The sequence below is a fragment of the Halopelagius fulvigenes genome (assembly GCF_055398025.1).
In genome coordinates, this window is the sequence record NZ_AP043846.1 from 2,658,805 (window position 1) to 2,680,646 (window position 21,842).

At 61.0% G+C, this 21,842-nt stretch carries 18 protein-coding genes; 17 read left to right on the plus strand and 1 reads right to left on the minus strand.

Going from position 1 to position 21,842, the window contains the following annotated elements:
- Positions 1-43 precede the first annotated feature (43 nt).
- A complete protein-coding gene (locus tag ACZ522_RS18690) occupies positions 44-3,697 on the plus strand; it encodes a phage tail tape measure protein (RefSeq protein WP_464391790.1) in 3,654 nt (1,217 codons plus the stop codon).
- A 74-nt stretch (positions 3,698-3,771) separates the two neighbouring features.
- Positions 3,772-4,032 (plus strand): hypothetical protein, encoded by a 261-nt coding sequence (locus ACZ522_RS18695; protein WP_379696099.1) that lies wholly within the window; start codon positions 3,772-3,774, stop codon positions 4,030-4,032.
- Between the two features lie 183 nt (positions 4,033-4,215).
- On the opposite strand, the gene ACZ522_RS18700 is transcribed toward ACZ522_RS18695, so the two are convergent.
- On the minus strand, positions 4,216-5,418 hold the full coding sequence (locus ACZ522_RS18700; protein WP_379696097.1) for a hypothetical protein: 1,203 nt from the start codon (positions 5,416-5,418) through the stop codon (positions 4,216-4,218).
- A gap of 44 nt (positions 5,419-5,462) precedes the next feature.
- On the opposite strand from ACZ522_RS18700, the gene ACZ522_RS18705 reads away from it, so the two are divergent.
- From ACZ522_RS18705 to ACZ522_RS18775, 15 genes are all read left to right on the plus strand, one after another.
- On the plus strand, positions 5,463-6,014 hold the full coding sequence (locus ACZ522_RS18705; RefSeq protein WP_379696095.1) for a hypothetical protein: 552 nt from the start codon (positions 5,463-5,465) through the stop codon (positions 6,012-6,014).
- The gene (locus ACZ522_RS18710; protein ID WP_379696093.1) at positions 6,007-6,516 is read left to right on the plus strand and encodes a PIN domain-containing protein; all 510 of its coding nucleotides are present in this window, start codon (positions 6,007-6,009) and stop codon (positions 6,514-6,516) included. Before ACZ522_RS18705 ends, ACZ522_RS18710 begins: the two co-directional genes overlap by 8 nt.
- Before the next feature lie 174 nt (positions 6,517-6,690).
- The gene (locus ACZ522_RS18715; protein WP_379696091.1) at positions 6,691-6,879 is read left to right on the plus strand and encodes a hypothetical protein; all 189 of its coding nucleotides are present in this window, start codon (positions 6,691-6,693) and stop codon (positions 6,877-6,879) included.
- A gap of 240 nt (positions 6,880-7,119) precedes the next feature.
- Entirely contained in the window at positions 7,120-7,707 is a 588-nt protein-coding gene (locus ACZ522_RS18720) for a hypothetical protein (RefSeq protein ID WP_379696089.1), read from the plus strand.
- A 38-nt stretch (positions 7,708-7,745) separates the two neighbouring features.
- A complete protein-coding gene (locus ACZ522_RS18725; RefSeq protein WP_379696087.1) occupies positions 7,746-10,943 on the plus strand; it encodes a hypothetical protein in 3,198 nt (1,065 codons plus the stop codon).
- 9 nt (positions 10,944-10,952) lie between these two features.
- Complete coding sequence (locus ACZ522_RS18730; protein ID WP_379696085.1) at positions 10,953-11,957, plus strand: hypothetical protein; 1,005 nt, start codon at positions 10,953-10,955, stop codon at positions 11,955-11,957.
- Positions 11,957-12,619 (plus strand): hypothetical protein, encoded by a 663-nt coding sequence (locus ACZ522_RS18735; RefSeq protein ID WP_379696083.1) that lies wholly within the window; start codon positions 11,957-11,959, stop codon positions 12,617-12,619. Before ACZ522_RS18730 ends, ACZ522_RS18735 begins: the two co-directional genes overlap by 1 nt.
- 1 nt (position 12,620) lies before the next feature.
- Positions 12,621-12,908, plus strand: coding sequence for a hypothetical protein (locus ACZ522_RS18740; RefSeq protein ID WP_379696082.1), 288 nt, complete (start codon positions 12,621-12,623; stop codon positions 12,906-12,908).
- 21 nt (positions 12,909-12,929) lie between these two features.
- Positions 12,930-14,159, plus strand: a complete 1,230-nt coding sequence (locus ACZ522_RS18745) for a hypothetical protein (protein ID WP_379696080.1) — start codon at positions 12,930-12,932, stop codon at positions 14,157-14,159.
- 1 nt (position 14,160) lies between these two features.
- Positions 14,161-15,273: a hypothetical protein gene (locus ACZ522_RS18750; protein WP_379696078.1), complete on the plus strand. Its 1,113-nt coding sequence runs from the start codon at positions 14,161-14,163 to the stop codon at positions 15,271-15,273.
- Between the two features lie 63 nt (positions 15,274-15,336).
- Positions 15,337-16,578, plus strand: coding sequence for a glycoside hydrolase family protein (locus tag ACZ522_RS18755; RefSeq protein WP_379696076.1), 1,242 nt, complete (start codon positions 15,337-15,339; stop codon positions 16,576-16,578).
- Complete coding sequence (locus ACZ522_RS18760; protein WP_379696074.1) at positions 16,575-17,222, plus strand: hypothetical protein; 648 nt, start codon at positions 16,575-16,577, stop codon at positions 17,220-17,222. Before ACZ522_RS18755 ends, ACZ522_RS18760 begins: the two co-directional genes overlap by 4 nt.
- A gap of 51 nt (positions 17,223-17,273) precedes the next feature.
- The gene (locus ACZ522_RS18765; RefSeq protein ID WP_379696072.1) at positions 17,274-18,605 is read left to right on the plus strand and encodes a hypothetical protein; all 1,332 of its coding nucleotides are present in this window, start codon (positions 17,274-17,276) and stop codon (positions 18,603-18,605) included.
- 142 nt (positions 18,606-18,747) lie between these two features.
- Entirely contained in the window at positions 18,748-20,532 is a 1,785-nt protein-coding gene (locus ACZ522_RS18770; protein ID WP_379696071.1) for a hypothetical protein, read from the plus strand.
- Positions 20,529-21,800, plus strand: coding sequence for a right-handed parallel beta-helix repeat-containing protein (locus ACZ522_RS18775; RefSeq protein WP_379696069.1), 1,272 nt, complete (start codon positions 20,529-20,531; stop codon positions 21,798-21,800). Before ACZ522_RS18770 ends, ACZ522_RS18775 begins: the two co-directional genes overlap by 4 nt.
- The last annotated feature ends 42 nt before the right edge of the window (positions 21,801-21,842 follow it).

Here is a 21,842-nt window from a genome sequence, read left to right on the forward strand (position 1 = left end):
CACTGCCGATAGTGTCCCAAAAATGTAATTCAGGTCAAAAATCATGCCTTTCGAGAAATTGTCAGTTTCTTTAAGCCTTGATTCCTCCGGTTTCTCTAAAGGAATCAAGCGCGCCGAGTCCTCTGCGAATAACCTCTCCTCGTCGGCCGCGTTGATCCGGAAAGCGGCCGGGAGTGCGGCGAAGGGGCTCTCGAAACTCGGGAACGAGGCCGCCACGAGTGCGGCACAAGCCGCGACGATGAGCGCGGGGTTGAAGCGCGCCTCGGGTGCGATGACCGGCGTCGCGGCGAAGTCGCAACTTGCGAAGGGGCGCGTCAACGCCGTCGGCGACGAGCTGACGCAGGCAGGCGTCAAGGGCGCGGCCGCGGCGGGCGGTGTGTCGGCCTACTCGGGAGCGGCATCCCTCGCCGCCGGGGCTTCGGCCGCGCTTTCGTCGGCACTGTCGGCCTCGCTCATCCCGGCGATCATCACGCTTTCGACAGTCCTTGCTCCGATGGCCGTCGTCATCGGTGGCGTCGCCGCCGCGGCCGCCTCACTCGGCGCCGTCTTCGGCGGACTGGCGCTGACGGGCGTCGTGACGCACATGGAGGAGTTGAAGGCGGCGTTCAAGACCGCGAAGAAGGAGATCACAGCGCTCATACAACCGTTGGGTGAGGTGTTCGGCCCGCTCCTCGTCCAGGCCGTTCGCGCACTCCCACAGTTGGTCGCGAACATCCTCGCGGTCATCGGCCCGGTGGGGCAGTTCCGGGATGCGATGGTGCAGCTCGGCCAGATCGCGATGCAGGTCATCCCGCAGATCGTCAAGGCGATCGTCGGCCTCGCGAACCAGGCGCTGCCGGTGTTCATGGATCTGGTGAAGATGCTCACCACCTCGGCGGGGCCGGCGTTTCAGTCGCTTCAGCAGGTCGTCGCGAAGACCTACCCCGTCTTCAAGGAGTTCGCGGCCTCGATCGCCAGTCTCCTCCCGTTCATCATGGAGCTGGGGACGTTCATCGCGACGAATCTCATCCCCCCGCTGACACAGCTCATCAACTTCGTCGCGACGAACGCCCCGAAGGCGTTCCAGGCGTTCAAGGACGCGGTAACGCAGCTCCAACCGACGATCAACGAACTCCTCGCCCGGGCGAAGGGCCTGTTGCCGCCGATCAAGGAACTCATCAATTACGTCGTCTCGAACGCGCCGCAGGCGTTCGCGGCATTCCAGCAGGCGGTGACCGAGTTGAAGCCGGAGCTGCTGGCGCTGATCGATGCGGTCAAGGGGTTCCTGCCGACGCTCGTCAAGTTCGCGAAGTGGGTCGGGAACAACGTCGTCCCCGTCTTGGGGGAGATGGCAAACATCGTCGCCGAGGTGCTCATCCCCGCGATCACCGCGGCGATCACCATCGTCGACCGCATCCTCGAAGCGTTCCTCAGCCTCTCCTCGGAACTCCAGCTCGCGATCTCGATCATCGGCGCCGTCGCGGCAGCCTTCGTCATGCTGTCGAACCCGATCACGGCAACCATCGCCGTCGTGACCGCCCTGCTCGCCGCGTGGCGGACGAACTTCCTCGGGATTCGGGACATCACGAAGAACGTCATCGACTCGGTCACCCAGTTCCTCACCGGCCTCGCCGCAAGCGCGCAGCAACTCGGGAAGCAGATCGTCACCACTCTCCTCACGCAGTGGCGGTCGCTCAAAGCGGGGGCGACCGCGACGTGGAACGCGATCAAGACCGCGGTGCTAAACGCCCTCAATGGGCTTCTCTCGACGGTTAAGAACGTCTGGAACCAGATCAAGACGGTCATCCAGACTGTTCTTGCCACGATGAAGACGGCGATCATCAACGACTGGAATCTCATCAAGACCACCATCGCGACCGTCCTCGCGACGATCCAAACCACCGTCCAAACGGTCTGGAACGCGATCCTCACGACGATCACGACGATCGTCACGCAGATCAAAACCACCGCGACGCAAGTCTGGACGGCGATACAGACGGCGATCCAAACCGCGCTTACCACCATCAAAACGGTCGTTGCGACGGCGTGGAACGCGATTCTGACGACAATCCAGACGGTTCTGACGACGATCCAAACCACCGTCCAAACGGTCTGGAATGCCATCCTCACGACGATCACGACGATCGTCACGCAGATTCAGACCACCGCGACGCAGGTGTGGACGACGATCCAGACGGTGATCCAGACGGCTCTCACCGCGATCCAAAACGTTGTCACGACGGCGTGGAACGCGATCCTCACGACAATCCGGACCGTCCTCACGACGATACAGACGACGGTTCAGACGGTCTGGAACACGATCCTCACGACGATCACGACGATCGTCACGCAGATTCAGACGACGGCGACGCAGGTGTGGACCCAGATCCAGACGACGATTCAGACGACACTCACCGCGATCCAAAACGTCGTCACGACGGCGTGGAACGCGATCCTCACGACAATCCAGACGGTCCTGACGACGATCCAAACCACGGTCCAAACTGTCTGGACGGCGATTCAGACGACGATCCAAACGGTCGTCACTGCGATCCAAACCACCGTTCAGACGGTGTGGACTCAGATCCAAACGACGATCCAGACGATCCTCACGACGATCCAAACGACGGTCCAAACCGTTTGGACCCAGATCCAGACGACGATTCAGACGATCCTCACGGCGATACAGACGACCGTCCAAACCATCTGGACGACGATCCAAACGACGATCCAGACGATTCTCACGACGATACAGACGACCGTCCAAACGATCTGGACGTCGATCCAGACAACGATCCAGACGATCCTCACGACGATCCAAACCACGGTCCAAACGGTCTGGAATCAGATTCTGACGACGGTCCAGACGATCCTGAATCAGATCCTCACGACGACGACCGACGTCTGGAATCAGATTCTGACCACTATCACGGATATCCTCAACCAGATTCTCACGACGGCGACTGACATCTGGAATCAGATTCTGACGACGATCACCGACGTTCTGAATCAGATTCTGACGACCGCGACGGATATCTGGAACCAGATTCTGACGACGATCACGGACGTTCTCAACCAGATTCTCACGACGGCGACGGACATCTGGAATCAGATTCTGTCGCTCATCACGGACGTCCTCAACCAGATCCTCTCGACGGTCACGGACATCTTCGGCCAGGTCCGTTCGACGACCGAGTCCGAGTTCAACGCCGCCAAAGATGCGGCCGTCTCGGCGGTGCAGGGGATGTACGACCAGATCACGGGGATCTTAGACAGACTCGTTGGTGCGTTCCGCTCGAAGCTCTCGACTGTCTCCGGCATCGCCGGCGACATCGTCTCGACTGCCAAGGATGCGGCCTCCTCGGCGGCAGACGCCCTCTCGTCGGCCCGGGACGCCGCGGGCGACGCCGCGAGTGCGGCCGCCGACGCAGCCTCTGCCGGCGGTGGGAACATCCCCTCGTTCCACTCCGGCGGTTACGTCCGGTCCGAGGGACTGGCGCTCGTCGATAGTGGCGAGCGCGTCCTCACCCCCGCCGAGACAAAGGCGTACGAGCGCACCGGCGGTGGTGGTGGGGGTGGCCAGCCGATCGACGCCCGCACGATCATCGATAAGATCGAAGTCGGCGGCGGCGAGGACGCCGTCGCTGAACTCCGCCGGATGCTCGACGCCCGTGATCGCAAGCAGGAGCGGAAACTCAGACGTCTCGTCGACAACTAACACGACTCAGACACTCATTTTCGCAGTGTATCGTCTCGTAACCGCCCGCAGTCACCCATTCATAGACACACATCATGGCACCCGGAGTTATCGTCAAGTATACCCGAGACAGCGGCAGCTGGCGTTGGGACGCCCAAGGCATCGACGTCTCGCCGCCCCGGCCGCTAGAGGTCGTCGCGCCCGACGTGGCCGATCTCGTCCACAACGACCCCGACATCCCGCTGACGAAGTATCCCGATGCGAATCTGAATACGAACCTGACGCTCGTCGACGGGCTCGATATCACCCCCGAAACGATCACCGCCGATTCGGTAAGTACAGTGAAGATTGTATAGAAGCTCCTGTCCCGACATGCGCTAGCTGACCGGCTAGCGGTGCAGCATGCCGCAGAATAGATCAAACACGGATCTGCAAATGGATTTTTCGTCTCGAAGTAGGGTATCTGTTGTTGCAGAATCAAGGACAAATCTCTGTATGTCGTGAATCCATCGGATTCAAGGAAAAGACGACACCAACAGCTACCAGAGATCGTTCAGTCGCTTTTGCTTCCGGCCATCGTCGAATTCCTGCTTTGACGATTGTAAGTTTGAGAGTACCGTGTTGTCCACCCCCGCTTTCGGTTCGATGTGGTCTAATACACGGTATTCATCGATCGCTGGGCGCAAGTCAGTCGCCTCCAGCGCCTGCTGCTCTCCATTGAGCAACTTTTCGAACTTGGATCGGTGGTGGTCACTAGGATTACTGGCGATTCTGTCTCGATCAAGTCCTGTTTCTGTTGGCAGTTGATCGGTGAGGTCCCCATCGTATTCGTGGTTCTGATAGTAGTACCCGTCTTTATCAAATAGCCGGATCTCTGGGTCTGAGTCACCCATCTTATCGTAGAAATCTGCTGGGAGAGGTAACGACATGTGCTTGTCTCCCACAAGGTCGAACCCAAATCCGAGTGAGATGAAGTCACGCGCGGGGACAAAGTTCGCATCGTTTGAGCTTCGACCGCGATTTGCGTTCAGACAGTAGAAGAAAACCTCCTCTTGGAGTTTCCGTCGCCCAATCTCACGAAGGAGGGGGACGACCATATTGGATAGTTGAAACTGTGCTGTGACAGTCCGGCCATTGAAGTCGAAGCAGAACGCCCGAATCCCCTTGTCAAGATACAGTTCGACGATTTTGTTCGTTAGTCCCCATGGCAATTGTGGAAGAGTCCCCATGATCGGCTTGCTGCTGATCTGCTCTGCGGTTTCGATGAATCGTTTCACGTTTTCTCTATATGTTTTGAAATATATCGAGCTTGCACCACTGCCGTCGTCCTCGATGGCAGAAACTAGGTCGGACATCAATGGCACCGTCACAAAATCGGAGGTCGAGTAAATGGTATCTACGAGAAAGTCGAGATTGTCGTCTTCAAAGCGGCGTTCGGAACCGAATTGAGCGAATACGAAGTTGAACTCGTCGTCGTTTGCTTTGTTCAGTGCTCGTCCGATATTCTTCTTGATATTCGGCTTGAATTCTTCCTGTGCTTTTGAGAGCTTCCCTGGATTGGTAGAAACGTAAATTTCGTTAGCTCCACGAGCATCGTCCAGAACCTGGTCGGTTTGTGTGGTTTCGTCAATTTGGAGTGCTTTGGCGGGAGTTTCGATGCTCTTTGAGCCGAGCTGGATGGTTTTATGGGCGAAGAGAGAACTGTCGTCAAATGTATCGACTTTTACGTTCAGCTTCGGCATAGCCTTAAGAGCCTGTGCACAACATATAAATACAGGTGATTGGCATGATAGACGACGATCTGGATCAGGTGGACAAACTCTACCTGCTGCTATTACACGCAAATGGGGGTGATGCGGTACCAGGAGATTTGTGGATACAGAAGGAGCTGTTCCTGGTCGCGAAGAATATGCCGAAGCTGGAAGAGGCCCTTGAGTTCGAGGCTTACCTCAGAGGTCCATTCAGCGAGACCGTCGAAGGAATACACGACAAACTCGAGGTGTACGGTCTCGTCCAACGTACTCGTCTTGGTGTTGCACTCACTCCAAAGGGCGAAGATTTGGTTGAGGATGTCTATGCTGAGATACCGGATCGAATTCGGTATCTCGTAGAGGATATCAAGGATTTTGCGAACGATTTATCTAGGGACGAACTGCTGGTTTATGTCTATTATACGTATCCAGAGATGACGAAGAACTCGATGGAGAAGGAGGGCTTAGAAGGGAAACGGAAGCAGGTTGCCCGGCATCTCTATGAACGCGGTAAAGTCAGTCTTGAGAAAGCGTCGGAGCTAGCTGGTGTACCGATGTCGGAGTTCCGAGGGGCGATACGTGCATAGGCTCATCTTGGATGCTTCAGTCATCATCTCTTGGTGCGACGAGCTAGAAGATTTGGTCGTGTTCGACTCTATAATCGATTGTGACTACGCTCCTGTGACAACAGAAACGGTAATGGATGAAGTGTTGTCGGATGGTCCGATGGTGGAGCGGGTTCAATCGGAGTCTGAGGTCGTTAATACTGATCCTGATCGCCGAGAAGAGCTATCGAACCGGTACCTCGGCCTAGGGCGCGGAGAATTATCCGTTCTTGCCCTTGGCGAGAAATACGAATCGAGTGGGAGTACATATTCCTGCGTCCTTGACGATGGAAGAGCGCGTACTGTTTGTGAACGCCTCGAACTAGAGTTGATGGGTAGTCTTGGTGTTATGCGCGAGCTTATTCGTGCTGAGTCAATAGCGTTCGAGCAAGCAGACGCGTTGGTCCAAGAGATGAGGGCTAATGGAACACGTCTTCCGGAGAACTACCGGGAGTTATTGCAGCCGACGCCGGCCACAGACTAATTCTTCTCCCTACCAATCTCAGCCCGTGTTCGCACAAAGGCAAACATTATCTGCTATTAGATGGAAAAATCAACCACGTGAACACAAGTCTAGCCGGTTGACCATCAAAGGTGCGAACACTGGTCAATAAGGTTCGAATCCTCAGAGGGGTTTCACCACGAACGTGAGACTCGCATGAACAGCATGGTCAACCGGATACTCGCGGAACTGAAGAAAATGAGTATGGAAATCTTCACCTCTGGACTTGTGACATCAATTACGACTGGAAATCCCGCCCTGACGCTTGCGGTCATCGGAGCGCTCATCGTCTATCTTACGGTAACGGTGGCGGTTCCCCTCTTCCCTCCGTTCGCTACACCATGAGAGGTATCCTTACACTGCTTTTGAATAAAAGTCCACTTTTCGTGTTCGTACAGAAACGTGCAATCGGAAGTAGGTGTTTCTTCTCTAAGAAGCGCGGTGGGGTGTTCCCGCACCCCTCCTTTCTCCGAGTCGGTTCAGAGAAAGAGCGTCGCGTTTCGTCCGTATACCTCAGTCTTCAGATACACTGATTGTATCAGGGAATCGCCCCCGACCGCCCAGTAGCCCTCTCCTCACAAACCCATGCCCGACAGACCACGTTACGACCAGTCACGCTACGATAACACTAACTACTCCCTCCCCGGTGGCGGGAGCGACGGCGGTGCACCTGACTCCGTCCTCGCACCGTGGCACATCGGCTCCGTCCGCGTCGACGGACTGAGCGCCGAAAACGGCGTCCCGCCGATTACACCCGGCGCATCGGCGACCTATCGCGTCGCCATGTGGCCGCAGCCCGACGACGAAATCGCCGACCACGTCGAGCGGTATCGCGCGCTCAAACAGTACGGCCGCCGCGCGCCGGGCGTCGTCGTCTACCAGACGCCCGAGGTGGACTGCTACTTTCGTGAGCAGCAGGCCGGGGCGTCGAATCTGGTTCGCATCCGGCCGCTCGCTGCGGACGCCCCGGCGACGACGGCGACGGGTGAGCTACCGCCGACGCGCGACAGCGTCCACGACCCCCGCTGGGCGGTCGTAACTGGTGTCAGTGACGGGACGAGTCTCCCCGAGCGCCAGTGTACGCTCGAGATCGAAACGACGACCATCGCCTCAACGGCGGAGTTCCCGACCCGGCAGGCCGTCATCGCCGCCCGCCGGCGCAACAGTCTCTGACCGGCCGCGACGCGCCCTGACTCTTGTTTCACTAATCCATGCCGTTAGAAATCCAATCCGAGAACAGCATCGACTCGCTGACGATAAACCAACTCCTGCATCTGTCGAACGGTGATGCGTGGGAGTCCGGGTGTGACGCCTCGCTCACCAGTGACTCGACGGACATCACCGTCGACATCACGAGCGGGGAGATCCGCCTCGGTGGGACCACCGTCTCGGTCAACGCCCAGCAGGTCTCCCTGCAGGCGGGCGACCTCGACGATCCGCGGAAGGACCTGATCGCCGTCGACACCGCCGGTTCGTGTGTCGTCCTCCCCGGAACGCCCGAACCGGCGCTCCCGGACGGGACGACCGACGAGGATGCGTACCAACCGAGCGTCGAAGAACTCGATGGTGAGGCGGGCAACTACCTCGCCCTTTGGGAGGTATGGGTCCCTGCAGAGGCGGACGCCTCGACGGACCTCGACGACCCTGAGATCCAGTATCTCAAAGATCGGCGTCTGGGATCGCCTGCCGGCGATGCAGAGTCGGTTCGCGACGTCGTCGCCGGGTTCATCACTGCCGGCGCTGACATCACCACCTCCCACAACGATAAGGACGAGACGTTCACCATCGACTTCGATGGCGTTGATGAGTTCCCGACCGACACGACGGTCACCTTCAGCACGGAGAACGTCTCCGAGGGTCTCGTCTCGCGCCCGCTTGCGTGGGATGCCGGCAAGCGGACGCTCTACTGTTCGCCGAACGGGACGGCCGACGCTGCGGGGACGCAGTCGGACCCCCTAACGCTCCAGGGAGCCATCGACTCACTGCCGTTTTTCCTCTCTGATGAGGTAGTGATCGATCTGTTTACGGTCCCGAACAGCAACGGGAATCTCCCGGCGGTCTACAACAACGGATCGAATACCTACAGGCCCCCCGTGATGACGGGGCTTTCGACGCTGGCGGACGTGACCTTCTTAGGCAATCCTTCCGCCCCCGCCGACGTCGTCGTCGAAAACGGAATCAATTGGGCGTGTTATGGGAAGGGGGACTCGTTCCTTGACGGCATCCAGTTCAACGCCTCGGTCCAACTGAACGGCTTCGCGACGGCCCGCGACTGCAACATCTACCAGAAGGGGAACTACGGCACAGCGGGCATCTGTGTCGGCATCAAGAAGGGCACCATCAAACTCAAAGGCTGTAACATCGGGGAGGGCAACGTCGCCACCGCGATCAACGTGACCGACTCGGCGAACGTCGGCCTCGTCAGCAGTAACATCACGGCCTCCAGTGGGTCGCACCCCCTCTCTGGCGGGCCGGGGACGAAGTTCACGGCCATATCGGGGACGTCCGCCACCTCTGCAAACGGGGTTGACTCGCCGAAAGGCGTCGGGAACATGACCAACGCCGAGCTCAAAGGCGTCGTCGACGGGCAGGGGACGGAGCTGATCGAGAACAACGGCCGGCGTCTCGTCCATCAGGGCAGTGCAAAGGAGATCTACGAACCGCGACGGCGAGGGCCGCCGAACACCGTCTATCTCTCGAACTACGAATCCGCCGACCCCTCCGGGGCAACGACATCGGACACTGGCCTCGATTTCGCTATCGCGGACTGTAACCCCGGTGACACGCTCGTTATCGACGACGGGACGTATCTACTCGACAGCACGCACGTCATCAACAAACCGCTCACCATCCGCGGCGAGAACGCGACCCTCACCCGGACGGTCAACTCCACGGACATCAACGAAGACGGCGCGATCGTCTTCCGCGGTGGTGGCGTCCAGGCGTCGTCGGCGCTATCGGCGGACGTCTCGCAGGGGACGAACGACATCCCGGTGACGGACGCCTCTCTCTTCTCGGTTGACGACTACGTTTACCTCTTCGATAACGGCTCGGTCAACGTCAACACCGCGAACGCGATGACGTTCGGGCGCGTGACGTCCGTCGACACGACGAACAATATCGTCACGATGTCGACGACCGCCCGCGAGGACTTCACGACGGCGAACAACGCCACCCTCTACCAGGTCGACCTCCTCGAATCGCCGCGCATCGAAAACCTGCGCTGTGAGGGCGACGACTCGGCGCAGACGTCGTCGTGGTTCAAGTTCGACTGGTGTGCGGACAGCGTCTACGAAGACGTCCACGTCAACGGCTTCATCTTCAACGCACTCGGCGTCTATCACTGCTGGCGACATACGACCGACCGCTGCACGATCGAGAAGCCCTATCTGAACGGCTCCTCGGAGGGTGAGGCGTTCCAACACCACAAGTCGCAGGACCTCACGCTCATCGCGCCGAAGGTGGCCGGCGGCGGTGCGAGTACCACACCGGTCCGCCGGGGGATCGACTTTCACAAGTCCTCGCATGATGCGGTCGTCATCAACCCGCAGATCGAGCAGTTCACTCTCGCCGGTGTAAGCACGCACCAGGGGCCGGTAAAGAATATCGAGGTCGTCGGCGGCTACATCGGCCAGGAGGACTTCGGGAATGCCTCCGCCTCCGGGGGGTGCGTCGTCACTGACAGCGGTGGCGCGATCACACTCTCGGGGACCGAACTCCTCTGTGGCCGGCGCGGGCTCGTCGTCGAGGCGGGTGGCCGGATCGACGCGACGGATGTGACGCTCATCCCGCGGAACGGAGCGACTGAAACGGGCGTCTACATCGAAGCAGGGTCGGCTGACATCGAGGGGCGCATCGACGATCCGTCCGGCCAGATGGTAAACGCCGTCGAGGTTCGAGCGACCGGCGCCGTCACGGGCGTCGCGTTAGACCTCGATATCGTCTCCGGCGGCGGTGACCCCGTCTATATCCACTCGGCCGGCGCGAACGTCTCGGACGTCACCCTCGCCGGACGGCTCGAATCGACGGGGACTGGCGACGCGGTCACCATCGAAGCGGGCGCCACCGGCGAGGTCGTCTCGAACGTGACGCTCGACGAGTTCGACATCGTCGGGGGACATGCCGGTCGGGGCGTCGTCACCGCGGGCGCGGGGACTGTCGAGTTCGTCTCCGTCTCCAGGTCCCGCATCGACACGTCGAGCGGCAACGTGGCGGCGGTCATCGCGACCAACGCCTCGTATGACGCGTTGACGAATCTCCGCGTTCAGAACTGTGACTGCACTGCGGGAACGGCGACCGCGGTGCAGATGAACGAACCCGATGCGAGCTACGTCTGGGTGACGAACAACCGTGGGACCGTCACGATCGACGCGAACGCGACGAACGTCGTCCAGAGCGGGAATCAGTAATTACCCGACATGTTCACGACGCAAACCGGAGACGATATTGACGTTCTCGAAATCGGCCAGCTGACGGACGCGCTCACGGGAACGGGGTGGAGTTCTGGTGCCGATCCGTCACTCGTCGACCGCGACGACAAGATCGAGATTTCCGTCACGACCGGGGACGTCCGGATTAAGGGGACGACTGTCTCGGTGGATGCGCAGTCGATCACGCTCCCACGGGGTGACTCCGACTGGGCGCGCAAGGATATCGTCTATGTCGATGAGAATGGTGCCCTTGACTGTGAGATAGGCGTCCCGCAACCTCCGCAACCGAAGGGGAAGAAAGCGAGACAAGCGCGTCAACCCTCTCCGCCCGACCTTGTCGGGACGACTGGCGTCCCGATCGCCGAGATATGGGTCCCTGCGCGTGCGACGGGCGCGAACGACCTGGATGACCCCCATGTCGAGTATGTTCGGGATCGACGGATTCCCGTCGTCAGCGACCAGTCGATCACCGCAGACCACGGGAATCTCTCGGGGTTGAGCGATGACGATCACCCGCAATATATCCCGGTCGACGGCTCCCGAAAGGTCACGAGGGAGATCCTGGGGAATCTGTCGGTTACCCCCTACAAGATCACGCCGAATGCGGTCATCGCGCAGCCAAACCTCTCGATTAACGTTACGATCGAGGAGGACGGCGCCCCCAACGGTGGGGATCACTATTACTCGCCTGTTCATGTCCCGCCAGGGGCGACGCTCGACGTCTTCATGGTTGGTATCGCGGAGGGGGACGGAAGCCCCCCGCAGAACCATCTCACCGTCGAGCTCACAGATTCCGATAAAAACCAAGTCAGCGGCACCGACGCTATAAACAACATATACACCACCGGCAACCCGATCTGGTCCGTCGAAAACACCACAAACTCGACCTCGGTCTACTACATTACGATCGACAACGACACATCGACGAGTTACACCGCGGACGGGGACGGCCCATCGAGCGTCACCTTAACCGCCGCATACCAGGTGTTCTAATGGGTGGGCTTCCGACTGACGGGGGTGCGCTGATCACCACCGCTGGCGCGATCGGCGGGAGTTCGTGGCTCACCATCGACTCGTTCAACACGGGGCTCCACAGCGGTTGGACGGGCGACACGGGCGACTTCGGCCCGGAGACATCCACCGTTTACGAGGGATCGGGCGCGGTCCGCGCCGACACTAACGCGAACTTTTGCGATATCGACTCCTATCCGGGCGATGGACTGCCCCATTACTTCGAGCTCGGCGAGGAGGCGCGGATCTACACCTACCGCGACGAACCCTCGGTCTTCCAGTTACAGTTCGCCGGGAGTTCCGACGGGAACAACTTCTGGCGGCTTCGGAACGACGTCGCCAACGGCGAGACGACGCTTGACCAAATGACTAGCGGGACGGGTTCGGAGGTCGCGAGCGTCGGGACAGTCCCGCCGGAAAGCACGTGGATCGAGACGCGCATCAAGCGCTTCGACGATAACACTCACAGTACGGGTGAGATACGCCTCACCCAGACGCGCCTCGACACCTCCAACACGCTCGTCGATATCACGGCCACCGAAGCAGAGCTGACCAACTACGCCGGCTTACGCATCATCTGGGAGAATCACGGGTCGAAAAGCGACCTGAGCATTATTGATGGCCTCGCCAAGCGGGTGATCTGAGATGTCGACGTTTATCGTGCTCCCGGTCGGCGAGCGCAAGCGCGGGGAAGTGACGATCCCCGGCCCGGCGGTCGACATCGGGCTCGATTACGTCGGGTTCGTCGTCTCACACCCCGAACTCGGCGAGGCCTACGCCGCGCGGACTGAAGAGACCGTTCCAGACAGCCTCACCGAACACTCGGACGTGTCCGTCGTCACGGCGGATGAAGCGGCGACATTCCTCTCGGACCGGCTCGGCGAGGAGTGGACGGCCGCGGACGTTCGTAACGCATTTCAGATCCGACGGTAAGCCGGAACATCTTCTCGACTCATGCCACAGCGAAACTTCATCGGCGACGGTAGCGACGCGCTCACACTGAATAACCTGAATCGCCGCGGCGAAGGCTACGGGTGGGACCGCGGTTGCGGCGTGATCATCGGCGGTTCAACCTCAGCGATCGAGCTGCAGGTCGCCAGCGGACGGGTCGTCCATGACGGGCGACAACTGTCCGTCTCCGGTGGGGCCGTCACGCTCCAACCCGGCGACCCCGTCAACCCGCGGAAGGACTTGATCTACGTCGATCGAGAGGGTGCAATCCGAGTGAAACAGGGGCGTCCTGCGCCGCCGCTTCCCGAGGACCGCGTCGGCGACAAGACCTGGCAGCCTGCGCCCCCCGACTCGGCGGCGCTGGACGCCGTCCCGCTCGCCGAAATCTGGGTGCCTCCAGGAGCAACGTCGTCGGGCGACCTCGAACCGCGATTCAGGACCGATCGTCGGATCAAGGCCGGGACCGGTGGCGGGGCGATCCCCGCACTCTCGTCAGATCCTCCGGATGAGGAACTCCTCTCGACGCGGCAGTGGTTGAACACGACTGCGGGCGAGATCCGTGTTTATCGCGAGGACACTAACGAGGTCCATAGCGTCAACACGACGCTCGTCCGGACGATCGGCGCCCCCTCCGAGCGTGTCGTTGAGCCGTTCGACGAGAGCATCAACGCCAACTGGCGCGGTGGCGGTTCCGAGTACACCTTCAACACGCCCGCGTTCGAGGGGAATGCGGCCGCCGCGTGGAGCAACAACACGTGGACGCGCGACTACTCGCTGCCTGGTGACGGCCTCAGCTACTACGCCTCGTCGGGGGACCGCATCTCGATCGCTGTCCGGTTCGACTCGACGAACGCGCGGACTATGTGGTTCACCTTCGGCCGCGAGTCGGACGATTACTACTCGGGGAACCGAGTCCGCCTCGATCCCGATGGCCTCCTCCGGTTGCAAGTCGCCGATGACTCGAATAACTTCGACACGCTCGGGAGCGTCTCCGTCTCCGTCTCGTGGCCGAACTGGTACATCTTGGAGACCGATTACGACGGCGGGGGCGAAGGCGTGCATCCGAGCCGCATCTATTCGACGGCGTCGGGAGCCCGGGACACGATGCTCGGTGAAATCACCTCGCCGACGGCCTCGACGGCGCACCGTGGGCGCGGCTATGGGATCACGATGCACGGCGGGAGTGGCGAAGTGCGAGCCGACCGTCTCGCCGTAACGCCCGACGGAGCCTGAGATGGTTGACCTTTCGACGAGCGCCCCGCGCCCGGCCGCTCGTGGGTTCACCCTCGGCGAGCGTGAGGGGGCGACTCTCGGCGGGGAGCGGGGCGGGACGCTCGGCCCACAGAGTGAGCAGGGCTATCGAGCCCGGTTGACGACTGCCGACGGTCGCCGCACTGACATCACGTCCATCATTGGGATGGATCTCACGTTAGAGCATACGGCGCCGTCGGACGTCTCCTTGACTGTCCCGCGGATCAACGGCCTCGGGTCGTTCAAGTTCGCGGACTTGGACCTGTTTTACGGCGACTCGCTCATCTTCAAGGGGCGCGTCGAGGAGTTCCCGGGGCCAGGCAGAGGCGAAGAGGCGACGCTGGCCGGCCGCGGGCCGGCGCTCGAACTTGCCCGTGGGGATATCACGGTCGACTATTCTGGCCTGCGCGTCTCGGAAGCGATCCGTCGATTCTGGACCGATCACACGACGTTCACCGCGACCGTCTATGACCCGGAAACGGCGACGACGCTCTCGGATGGGACGTTTGAGGGGACGCCACTCGAAGTCCTTCAAGACCTCCACGAGCGCGTAGGGATGCGGTTCACCGTCCAGCATACCGCAGCGGATCGTCTTGTTGAGTCGTACAAACCCGGCGCCCTCGTCCGCCAAGGGACGTGGACGTCGGTTGACGACTCCGCGACGGGGAGCGTGACTGATTACGCGAACAAGGTCATCGTCAAGGGTAAAATCTCCTCTGATGGGACGCAAGTGTCGGCGACGGCATCGGATCAAGCTGAAATCGATGCGCTCGGGGAGACGATCCCCTGGCGGATCACCGACCCGACACTCACGACGGACGCGGACTGTCAAGCCCGCGCCGACTCGGCGCTCGAAGAACGGCTCCGCCAGGACACACTCTCGGGAGAGATCGTAATCATCCCGGAGCTTGTCCTTCCCGGCTATCTGTTCGAGATCCCCGAGTGGGGCGGCGAGCAATACCCAATCGAAACCGTCTCGTATAGCGAATCAATCGGGCAGGCGACTGCGACACTCAAAATCAACCCGCCAAAGGACTCGATCGACATCCTCGACGGGCTTGAACGCGACGTCCGCCGCCTGCAGAAGACCCAGTAACACACTGACCACCGGACGCACCGCCCGCGAACCACTGCAGAAAGAACTTCACAAGACACATCTATGGCACCTGGAAAAATCGTTAGGTACACCGAGACGAGCGGTAGCTGGAGATGGGATGCACAAGGCATCGACGTCTCTGCGTCCCGACCACTGGATATCGTCGCGCCCGACGTTGCTGATCTCGTTCACGACGACCCGAACATCCCGCTAGAAAAGTACGTCGACGCGGATATCAACACGAACATCTCGCCTGTCGATGGGCTTGATATCAAGCCCGAAACGGCCGACGCTGATCTGGTCTCCACGCGGCACTCAATTGTCGATAACCTCTCTGCGACGCCGGTCACGCCGGCGAATCCACGAATCCAGAACCAAAAGCGGGACTGGTCGTGGGAGGATATCACGTGGGAAGACAAAGGCTCGCCAATAATCGACGGGAGCGCGAGCGCATCGCCCGACGGGGCAACATACCCGACGATCATAAATGCCGAAGAAGCCCTCGCCTCCCCGATCGACACCTACTACTGTTATTGGTCGGGCCACGACGCGGGCGCGGGAATCGAGCTCTCAACCGCACCATCGCTGTGGGGGCCGTGGACCTTCCACGGACGCGTCATCTCCGACACTGCACTCGGAGACAACCACGTCGCCTCCCCGTCTGCCGTGGTTGATTCCCGGAACAGCCGTCTCAACCTCTACGTTCACTCGCCAGATGGAGGGAGCCAGGACACCTATCTGATGACCGCGCCGCTCTCTGGAGACGGCACGTCGTTCACGCTTCAGAAGAAGGTCCTCAAGTGCTCCGCGGATGGCCGGTGGGACGAACAGGAGCGTAGTTATTTCTCCGTCCGCCGGATCGGTCGGAAGTTCGTCGGCGTGTACCAGGGGCGAGACGGCCCGAACAACGCCCCCGGGATCGGCGTCGCGTGGTCCATGGACGGCGAGAATTGGGAGACGAAGCCCTCCCCTGCCTTCGACAACACTCAGTGGCAGAATTACGCGCCGAGAGAGTATAACGGAGGGTCTCCGGCACTCTCGTCGGTGGGCGGGAGGGTTGCTATCCATTACGGCGACCGAGCAGGGCCTCACGCACGAGCGCTCCCGTTCAGCGATCATGAGAAAACAGCATTCGGCGGCGGTGAAGTCGTCTATTCGCCCCCGGCGTGGGCCGATGCGACTGGCGTGAACGCCTACGACTTCTACAACGACGGCGAATACTTGCACATGTTCTACTACGCGAAAGTCAGCAACAACTCGAACATCGGTGTCGCGCGGGCGAAACTCGGAGAGATCAACCAATGACGCTGAAAAACAGATTCCGGTTTGAAAAGGAGATTTCCCACGGGTTCGACGGATCGCTTGCGTCCTGGATGACTGACGCCTCGACGGGGGCCGCGACGCTCTCGACAGAGACGACGATGGGAGGACGGGCGCTCATGGACACGGGGGGAACGCAGGGAGACGCTGCCCGGGTTGACATGGGGCCATTCACCCCCGACGCCGCGGGTCGGTTCGGGGTTTTCGGATTCGAGGTCACGTTCGGATTTGGCGGCAACGTCGGCGTCTACGACGACGCGAACGTCGGGATCGGCTTCGAGGACGGTGCCGGGAATAGCATCGTCCATCAACCGGTCAACAGCCCGTCGAGTGGGGCGGCAAATGTCGCAGTCTCCAACGCCGGGACCGAGACGCTACTCCCGACACGGAATATCATCCCCTCTGGCGCGGTCACGTCAGGGATCTACTGGGATTACGCGTCGGGAGAACTCTACCACCGGTATCAGGACGCGTTCGGGAACCGACTCACGGACGCGTCAGCGCTCCCCGACCCGACGCTGGATTACACCCCGTTCGTCTCGATCGAAAACCCGGACGGGACGGCGAATGACACGATGTTCCTGTATCACGTGAACATCCTGTACGGCATTTCACCGAATCCGATCTAACGACCGATGACTAACACGACGGCCTCTTCACGGGCGACCTCGCCGGATGACATGCAAACGAAGTTGGACGCACTCCCGCCGTGTGGGGGGATCGTCGGACTCGAACCCGGCGCATATGGGGACGGCCAGGATAACCCAGATGGACACTGGACGCAGACCCTCTCGCTCCCCGACACCGACTATTCGACTTACACACTCGACTTCCGTGGGTCGGATATAGACATCGACTCGTTCACGGGGAACTTCATCGAGTCCAAAGGCATCGGCAACACCGTCAATATCTATGGCCCGGGTTCCTTCGACGTCGCGGACGTGGATGATCCGGGCGATGTGCTCCACCTCTGTGATATTAGTTCGTCGACGATTCACTGGCCGAAATGCCGCGGCCCGGTTGATGCGATCATCCGCAAGCGGGCGCAACAGATCAGCGGGCACATGAATCGCATCTGCGTGTCGGGAACAGGGATGCAGCGCGGTATCATCATCGGCGACGAAGACGATCCGCAAACCTCAGACCGGTCGTTTTGGTGGGGGCAACTCAACCAAATCGAAGACGTCGGCGTCCACGTCGCAAAGGGCCAGAGTAATCACCTCTTCGTGCAAGCCGAGGGGGACAAACAGGGCCACGAGGCGACGGGGTACCGCATCGACTGGGGGCAGAACTTCGTCTACAACAACCACTCGAAGACGACGACCCCCTTCGATATTCGTGCGCAGACGTTCTTCCCGACGATGCCGGGACGCGCGGCGTGGAGCGGGTCGCGACTGGCGACGCCGCCGAACATGACGGCGGCGGTCCACGGCGAGACGACCGCCCACTGGGATCACTTCGTCACGGACACCGTCTCGCAGTATGACACTACAGGCGACGTCGCCGTGAATCGCTGGGGCGACCTCCGGATTCGAGGGGACGGTCAACCCGCTTCGTGTGCGACCGCGGGCCGTGTCACAACTCCGCATCGAAATACCCTCGTCTCGGCGTCGATCACCCGCGATACCGACTCGGATGCGACTGTCCGGTTCGGGTTCTACGAGTCCGAACAGAATCATGCCATGCTCGTTGCAGACCCCGTGGCAAATACGACATGGCACGCGGTCGTTGTCGTTGACGGGGTTGAACAGGCCAACGTAGATACCGGGGTTTCGTTGTCGGTCTCCCGTCGGGAGTTGACGGCCCAACAAGAAGCCGACGCGCAGCGCTTCGGGATCATGACGGAGCGGGTCGACGCGAACGGATACCCAAAATATGCGTATACCGTCGCGGACACGGACGTCGATATCTCGTCGATCACCACCCCACGCATCCGGGTTGATATCACCCCCGCAGACACGTCTTCTCAAGAAAAAGTCCATCTCCGCGAATGGGCCTGGGTAGGCCTCTAAGAGCGGAATCCCCTCCCACCGTCTCACTCGCCGCGGTCAACTGAAACCATCCACCTCACAGACTGCAGTTTTTCTATACCGCACTCCGTTTCCCCGCCGTTTTTCTGACACACACCGCTGCGCGATCCTTCCCACTCAACACATGCCTACGACAACCGAAGAGATTCCCGACGGAACACTTCAAGACGCATCGGACGTCCAAACAACCAGAACCATTCGTGTCCCCCCGGGCGAATTCGACCGCGCCCTGGAGCGAGCAGACGAGGCCACTCGCTTCGAGCTGCAGGACGGCGTCACGTACACGACCACCCGCGAGAACCCGCCGCGATCGGACTGCGTCATCTCCGGGCCGACTGACGAGAACGGCGAACCGACAGCGACGATTCGCTACAAAGGCGCGGGTACGCACTTCATCCTCCGCGGTAGCGTAAGCGGCGACTTCGCGATCGAAAACGTCGTCGTCGATTACGGCGAGGAGTGGGAGGGCTCCGCGGGCTTTCTCATCAAAGCCGGCGGCGACATCCTCGTCGATAACGTCCGATTCAAGGGCTTCAACCCGACGGACGGCGACGGCGCGGCCGACAATCTGGCCGTGATGGCCACCTCCCCGGACGGGACGGTTATCCTGCGGCGGATCGAGCGAACAGGCCCGACGAACATCGTTTCGCACGGCCACCTCGACGGCGACGCTAACGAGGGGTGCATCTGGCTCGGAAGCAAGCATCAAGGCGACCTCTACGTCGTCGATTCGGTGTTCGCGAACTGCGGGACGAACGCGATCTACTGCTCGCGAACACGCGGCTCGACGCACTTCATTCGGACACGCTTCGAGAACAACAACCAGGCGTCGATTCGACTCGGCGGCGGGCAGCGCCCGGCGACGGTCCGCGACTGCGAATTCGTGATCGACACCGACAACGCCCATCCCGACAATCGCGGTGAGTTCATCAACCCTCACGGCCCGGTGCTCGAAACGAAGAACACCAAAGAGGGCGTTTCGTCTGTTCCGGTCACCATCTCGAACACCGAGTTCCTCCTGTTGAGCGCGCCGGAGAAGTCCCGACTCGCCTTCGCCGACGGGAACGTGGGCCCGGTCACGATCGAGAACTCCCGCCTCCGCTCCGAGGTTGAGGCCTGTCGCCCCTTCGACGCCCTGACGAACGCCCGCTGGGGTACCGAACCAGACGATCAGTCGATCACGTTCCGGAACTGTTCGTTCTCGGGCGCAGGGACTGCGCGCGTGCATGGCGGACGCTCGGTCACCGTCGACGGCGGGTGTTTCTCCTGCCCGACGTCGGGGATCGACACGGGGACGGCCGCGGGGAGCGGCTGCCAGCGGCCGCAGCTCGACGAGGAGACGACCGCGCCTGACGAGTCCACGCGTCCCTCGACGAAGTCGCTCGTCGTGACGGGCACGGGCACGAAGACGCAGTATCGCATCATCACGACAGACGATATCTGGCCGACCGACGATGTCGAGCAGTGGGACACCATCAAGGACGGCACCATCACGGCGTGGATCACCGACAAGGGGGATACGGACACGTACGACATCGCCGGCGATGTCGAGTCCGTAGAGCTGCTCCAGGGCGACGCCGAGGTGACCGTCGAGGGTGACCCCGTCGACGATAGCAGCGACGGCGAACGTGACGTTCCTGCCGACGCGAAGACGCTCGAACTCACGTTCAAGACCACGGTCGAGTACGGCTTTGCCGTCGACGGCAGCATCCACGACCACCCCAAGAGCGCGGACGTCTACGAAGAGGGCGGACAAACGTACGTCCACGGCTACGCCCAATCCGGCTGGTCTCCGGTGTTCAAGGTGACGGGCGCGTCGTTCCCGTTGGTGAACCTCCCTGACGATACCGAGATCCTGATCGACGGCGAGGCGTACACGCCCGCCGATCTGCGAGGACACAACAAATGACTGAAACTGACGGTCCGATCGGTGGCAGCGAGGGCTACTCGCGCATCGTCACGGCCGACGATGCCGACGTGGTCTGTGAATCGAAGTCCGAACTGAACGACGCCTTGCTCAACGCCTCTACGGGTGACGTCGTCTTCGTCGCCGACGACGCCGCCATCGACGACATGGGCAAGAGCGAGTTCACGGTCCCTAAGGGTGTGACGCTCGCCTCGGACCGCGGGCACGACGGCTCGAAGGGCGCGCTTCTGAAGACGGAGAAGCACCCGTGGGCGATGCTCGAAGCAGGGGATAACGTCCGCATCACGGGGTTCCGCGTCGCCGGGCCGCGGTGGAACTGGGTTGACGAGACGGAGACGACGGAACTCGGCATCGACGCGCAGGGGAGTACGGGCGTCGAAGTCGACAACTGCTCGCTGTCGGGGTGGGGCTACGCCGGCGTTCGGACCGGCGACGATACGCGTGTTCGCTACTGCGACATCCATCACTGCTCGCGGATGGGGCATGGGTACGGCGTCGCGACCGAGGGCAGCGAGTACCCCATCATCGAGTACAACCGGATCTGGCACGTCCGCCACGCGGTCCAGGGCAACGGCGGCGGGTACGAAATCCGGTACAACGTCGTCGATGCCCCTGCTATCTCGCATGTCTTCGACCAGCACCGCCCCGGCGGGACGCGAATGAAGATTCACCACAACACGGTGCGCGTCGTCGAGAACGCCGGCGGGCGCTCCGGCGGCGGTCGCGTCCCGGCGGTCGCCATCCGCGGGACGCCCTCGGAGAAAGCCGAGATCTACCTGAACTGGTTCTACAACGATAAGCAGCCGCGTGCGACGCCGAACGGGTGGACTGACGAAGCGGTGATTCAGGTCCACGTCGACGAGTGGGACTGCGTCGAAGTCCGAGACAACCACTACGGCGAGGCCGAACCAGACGGCGAGTACGGTGCGAGAGACCCCACCGCTGCAAGCGACCCCGAGGAGGATCAGTCTGACTCGGGGGTGTCGGGCGGATCGGGCGACGGCGAGCAGGAGACGCACAAGCTTGATCTGTCGTTCGCGACGACCTGCGAGTACGGCTTCGTCGCCGAAGACGAAGTGAGCATCTCCCCGGCGAGTTCGACCGTTGAAGAGGATGATGGTACGTGGTACGTCTATGGCCGGGCCCAACATGGGTGGTCTGCGACCTACATGTTCATGGGCGAGCTGCGGCGGCTCCACGTCCCTGACGATACCGAGGTGCTGTTGGACGGCGAGCCGTACGAGCCGTAGCCTCGGCGCTGTTTTTCGTGGTCTGTCAGCCCGCCGTGAGAG

Bases quoted from the DNA above. Each gene is read 5' to 3' on its own strand.
- ACZ522_RS18690 (WP_464391790.1), top strand. From the start codon at position 44: ATGCCTTTCGAGAAATTGTCAGTTTCTTTAAGCCTTGATTCCTCCGGT.
- ACZ522_RS18695 (WP_379696099.1), top strand. From the start codon at position 3,772: ATGGCACCCGGAGTTATCGTCAAGTATACCCGAGACAGCGGCAGCTGG.
- ACZ522_RS18700 (WP_379696097.1), bottom strand. From the start codon at position 5,418: ATGCCGAAGCTGAACGTAAAAGTCGATACATTTGACGACAGTTCTCTC.
- ACZ522_RS18705 (WP_379696095.1), top strand. From the start codon at position 5,463: ATGATAGACGACGATCTGGATCAGGTGGACAAACTCTACCTGCTGCTA.
- ACZ522_RS18715 (WP_379696091.1), top strand. From the start codon at position 6,691: ATGAACAGCATGGTCAACCGGATACTCGCGGAACTGAAGAAAATGAGT.
- ACZ522_RS18720 (WP_379696089.1), top strand. From the start codon at position 7,120: ATGCCCGACAGACCACGTTACGACCAGTCACGCTACGATAACACTAAC.
- ACZ522_RS18725 (WP_379696087.1), top strand. From the start codon at position 7,746: ATGCCGTTAGAAATCCAATCCGAGAACAGCATCGACTCGCTGACGATA.
- ACZ522_RS18730 (WP_379696085.1), top strand. From the start codon at position 10,953: ATGTTCACGACGCAAACCGGAGACGATATTGACGTTCTCGAAATCGGC.
- ACZ522_RS18735 (WP_379696083.1), top strand. From the start codon at position 11,957: ATGGGTGGGCTTCCGACTGACGGGGGTGCGCTGATCACCACCGCTGGC.
- ACZ522_RS18740 (WP_379696082.1), top strand. From the start codon at position 12,621: ATGTCGACGTTTATCGTGCTCCCGGTCGGCGAGCGCAAGCGCGGGGAA.
- ACZ522_RS18745 (WP_379696080.1), top strand. From the start codon at position 12,930: ATGCCACAGCGAAACTTCATCGGCGACGGTAGCGACGCGCTCACACTG.
- ACZ522_RS18750 (WP_379696078.1), top strand. From the start codon at position 14,161: ATGGTTGACCTTTCGACGAGCGCCCCGCGCCCGGCCGCTCGTGGGTTC.
- ACZ522_RS18755 (WP_379696076.1), top strand. From the start codon at position 15,337: ATGGCACCTGGAAAAATCGTTAGGTACACCGAGACGAGCGGTAGCTGG.
- ACZ522_RS18760 (WP_379696074.1), top strand. From the start codon at position 16,575: ATGACGCTGAAAAACAGATTCCGGTTTGAAAAGGAGATTTCCCACGGG.
- ACZ522_RS18765 (WP_379696072.1), top strand. From the start codon at position 17,274: ATGCAAACGAAGTTGGACGCACTCCCGCCGTGTGGGGGGATCGTCGGA.
- ACZ522_RS18770 (WP_379696071.1), top strand. From the start codon at position 18,748: ATGCCTACGACAACCGAAGAGATTCCCGACGGAACACTTCAAGACGCA.
- ACZ522_RS18775 (WP_379696069.1), top strand. From the start codon at position 20,529: ATGACTGAAACTGACGGTCCGATCGGTGGCAGCGAGGGCTACTCGCGC.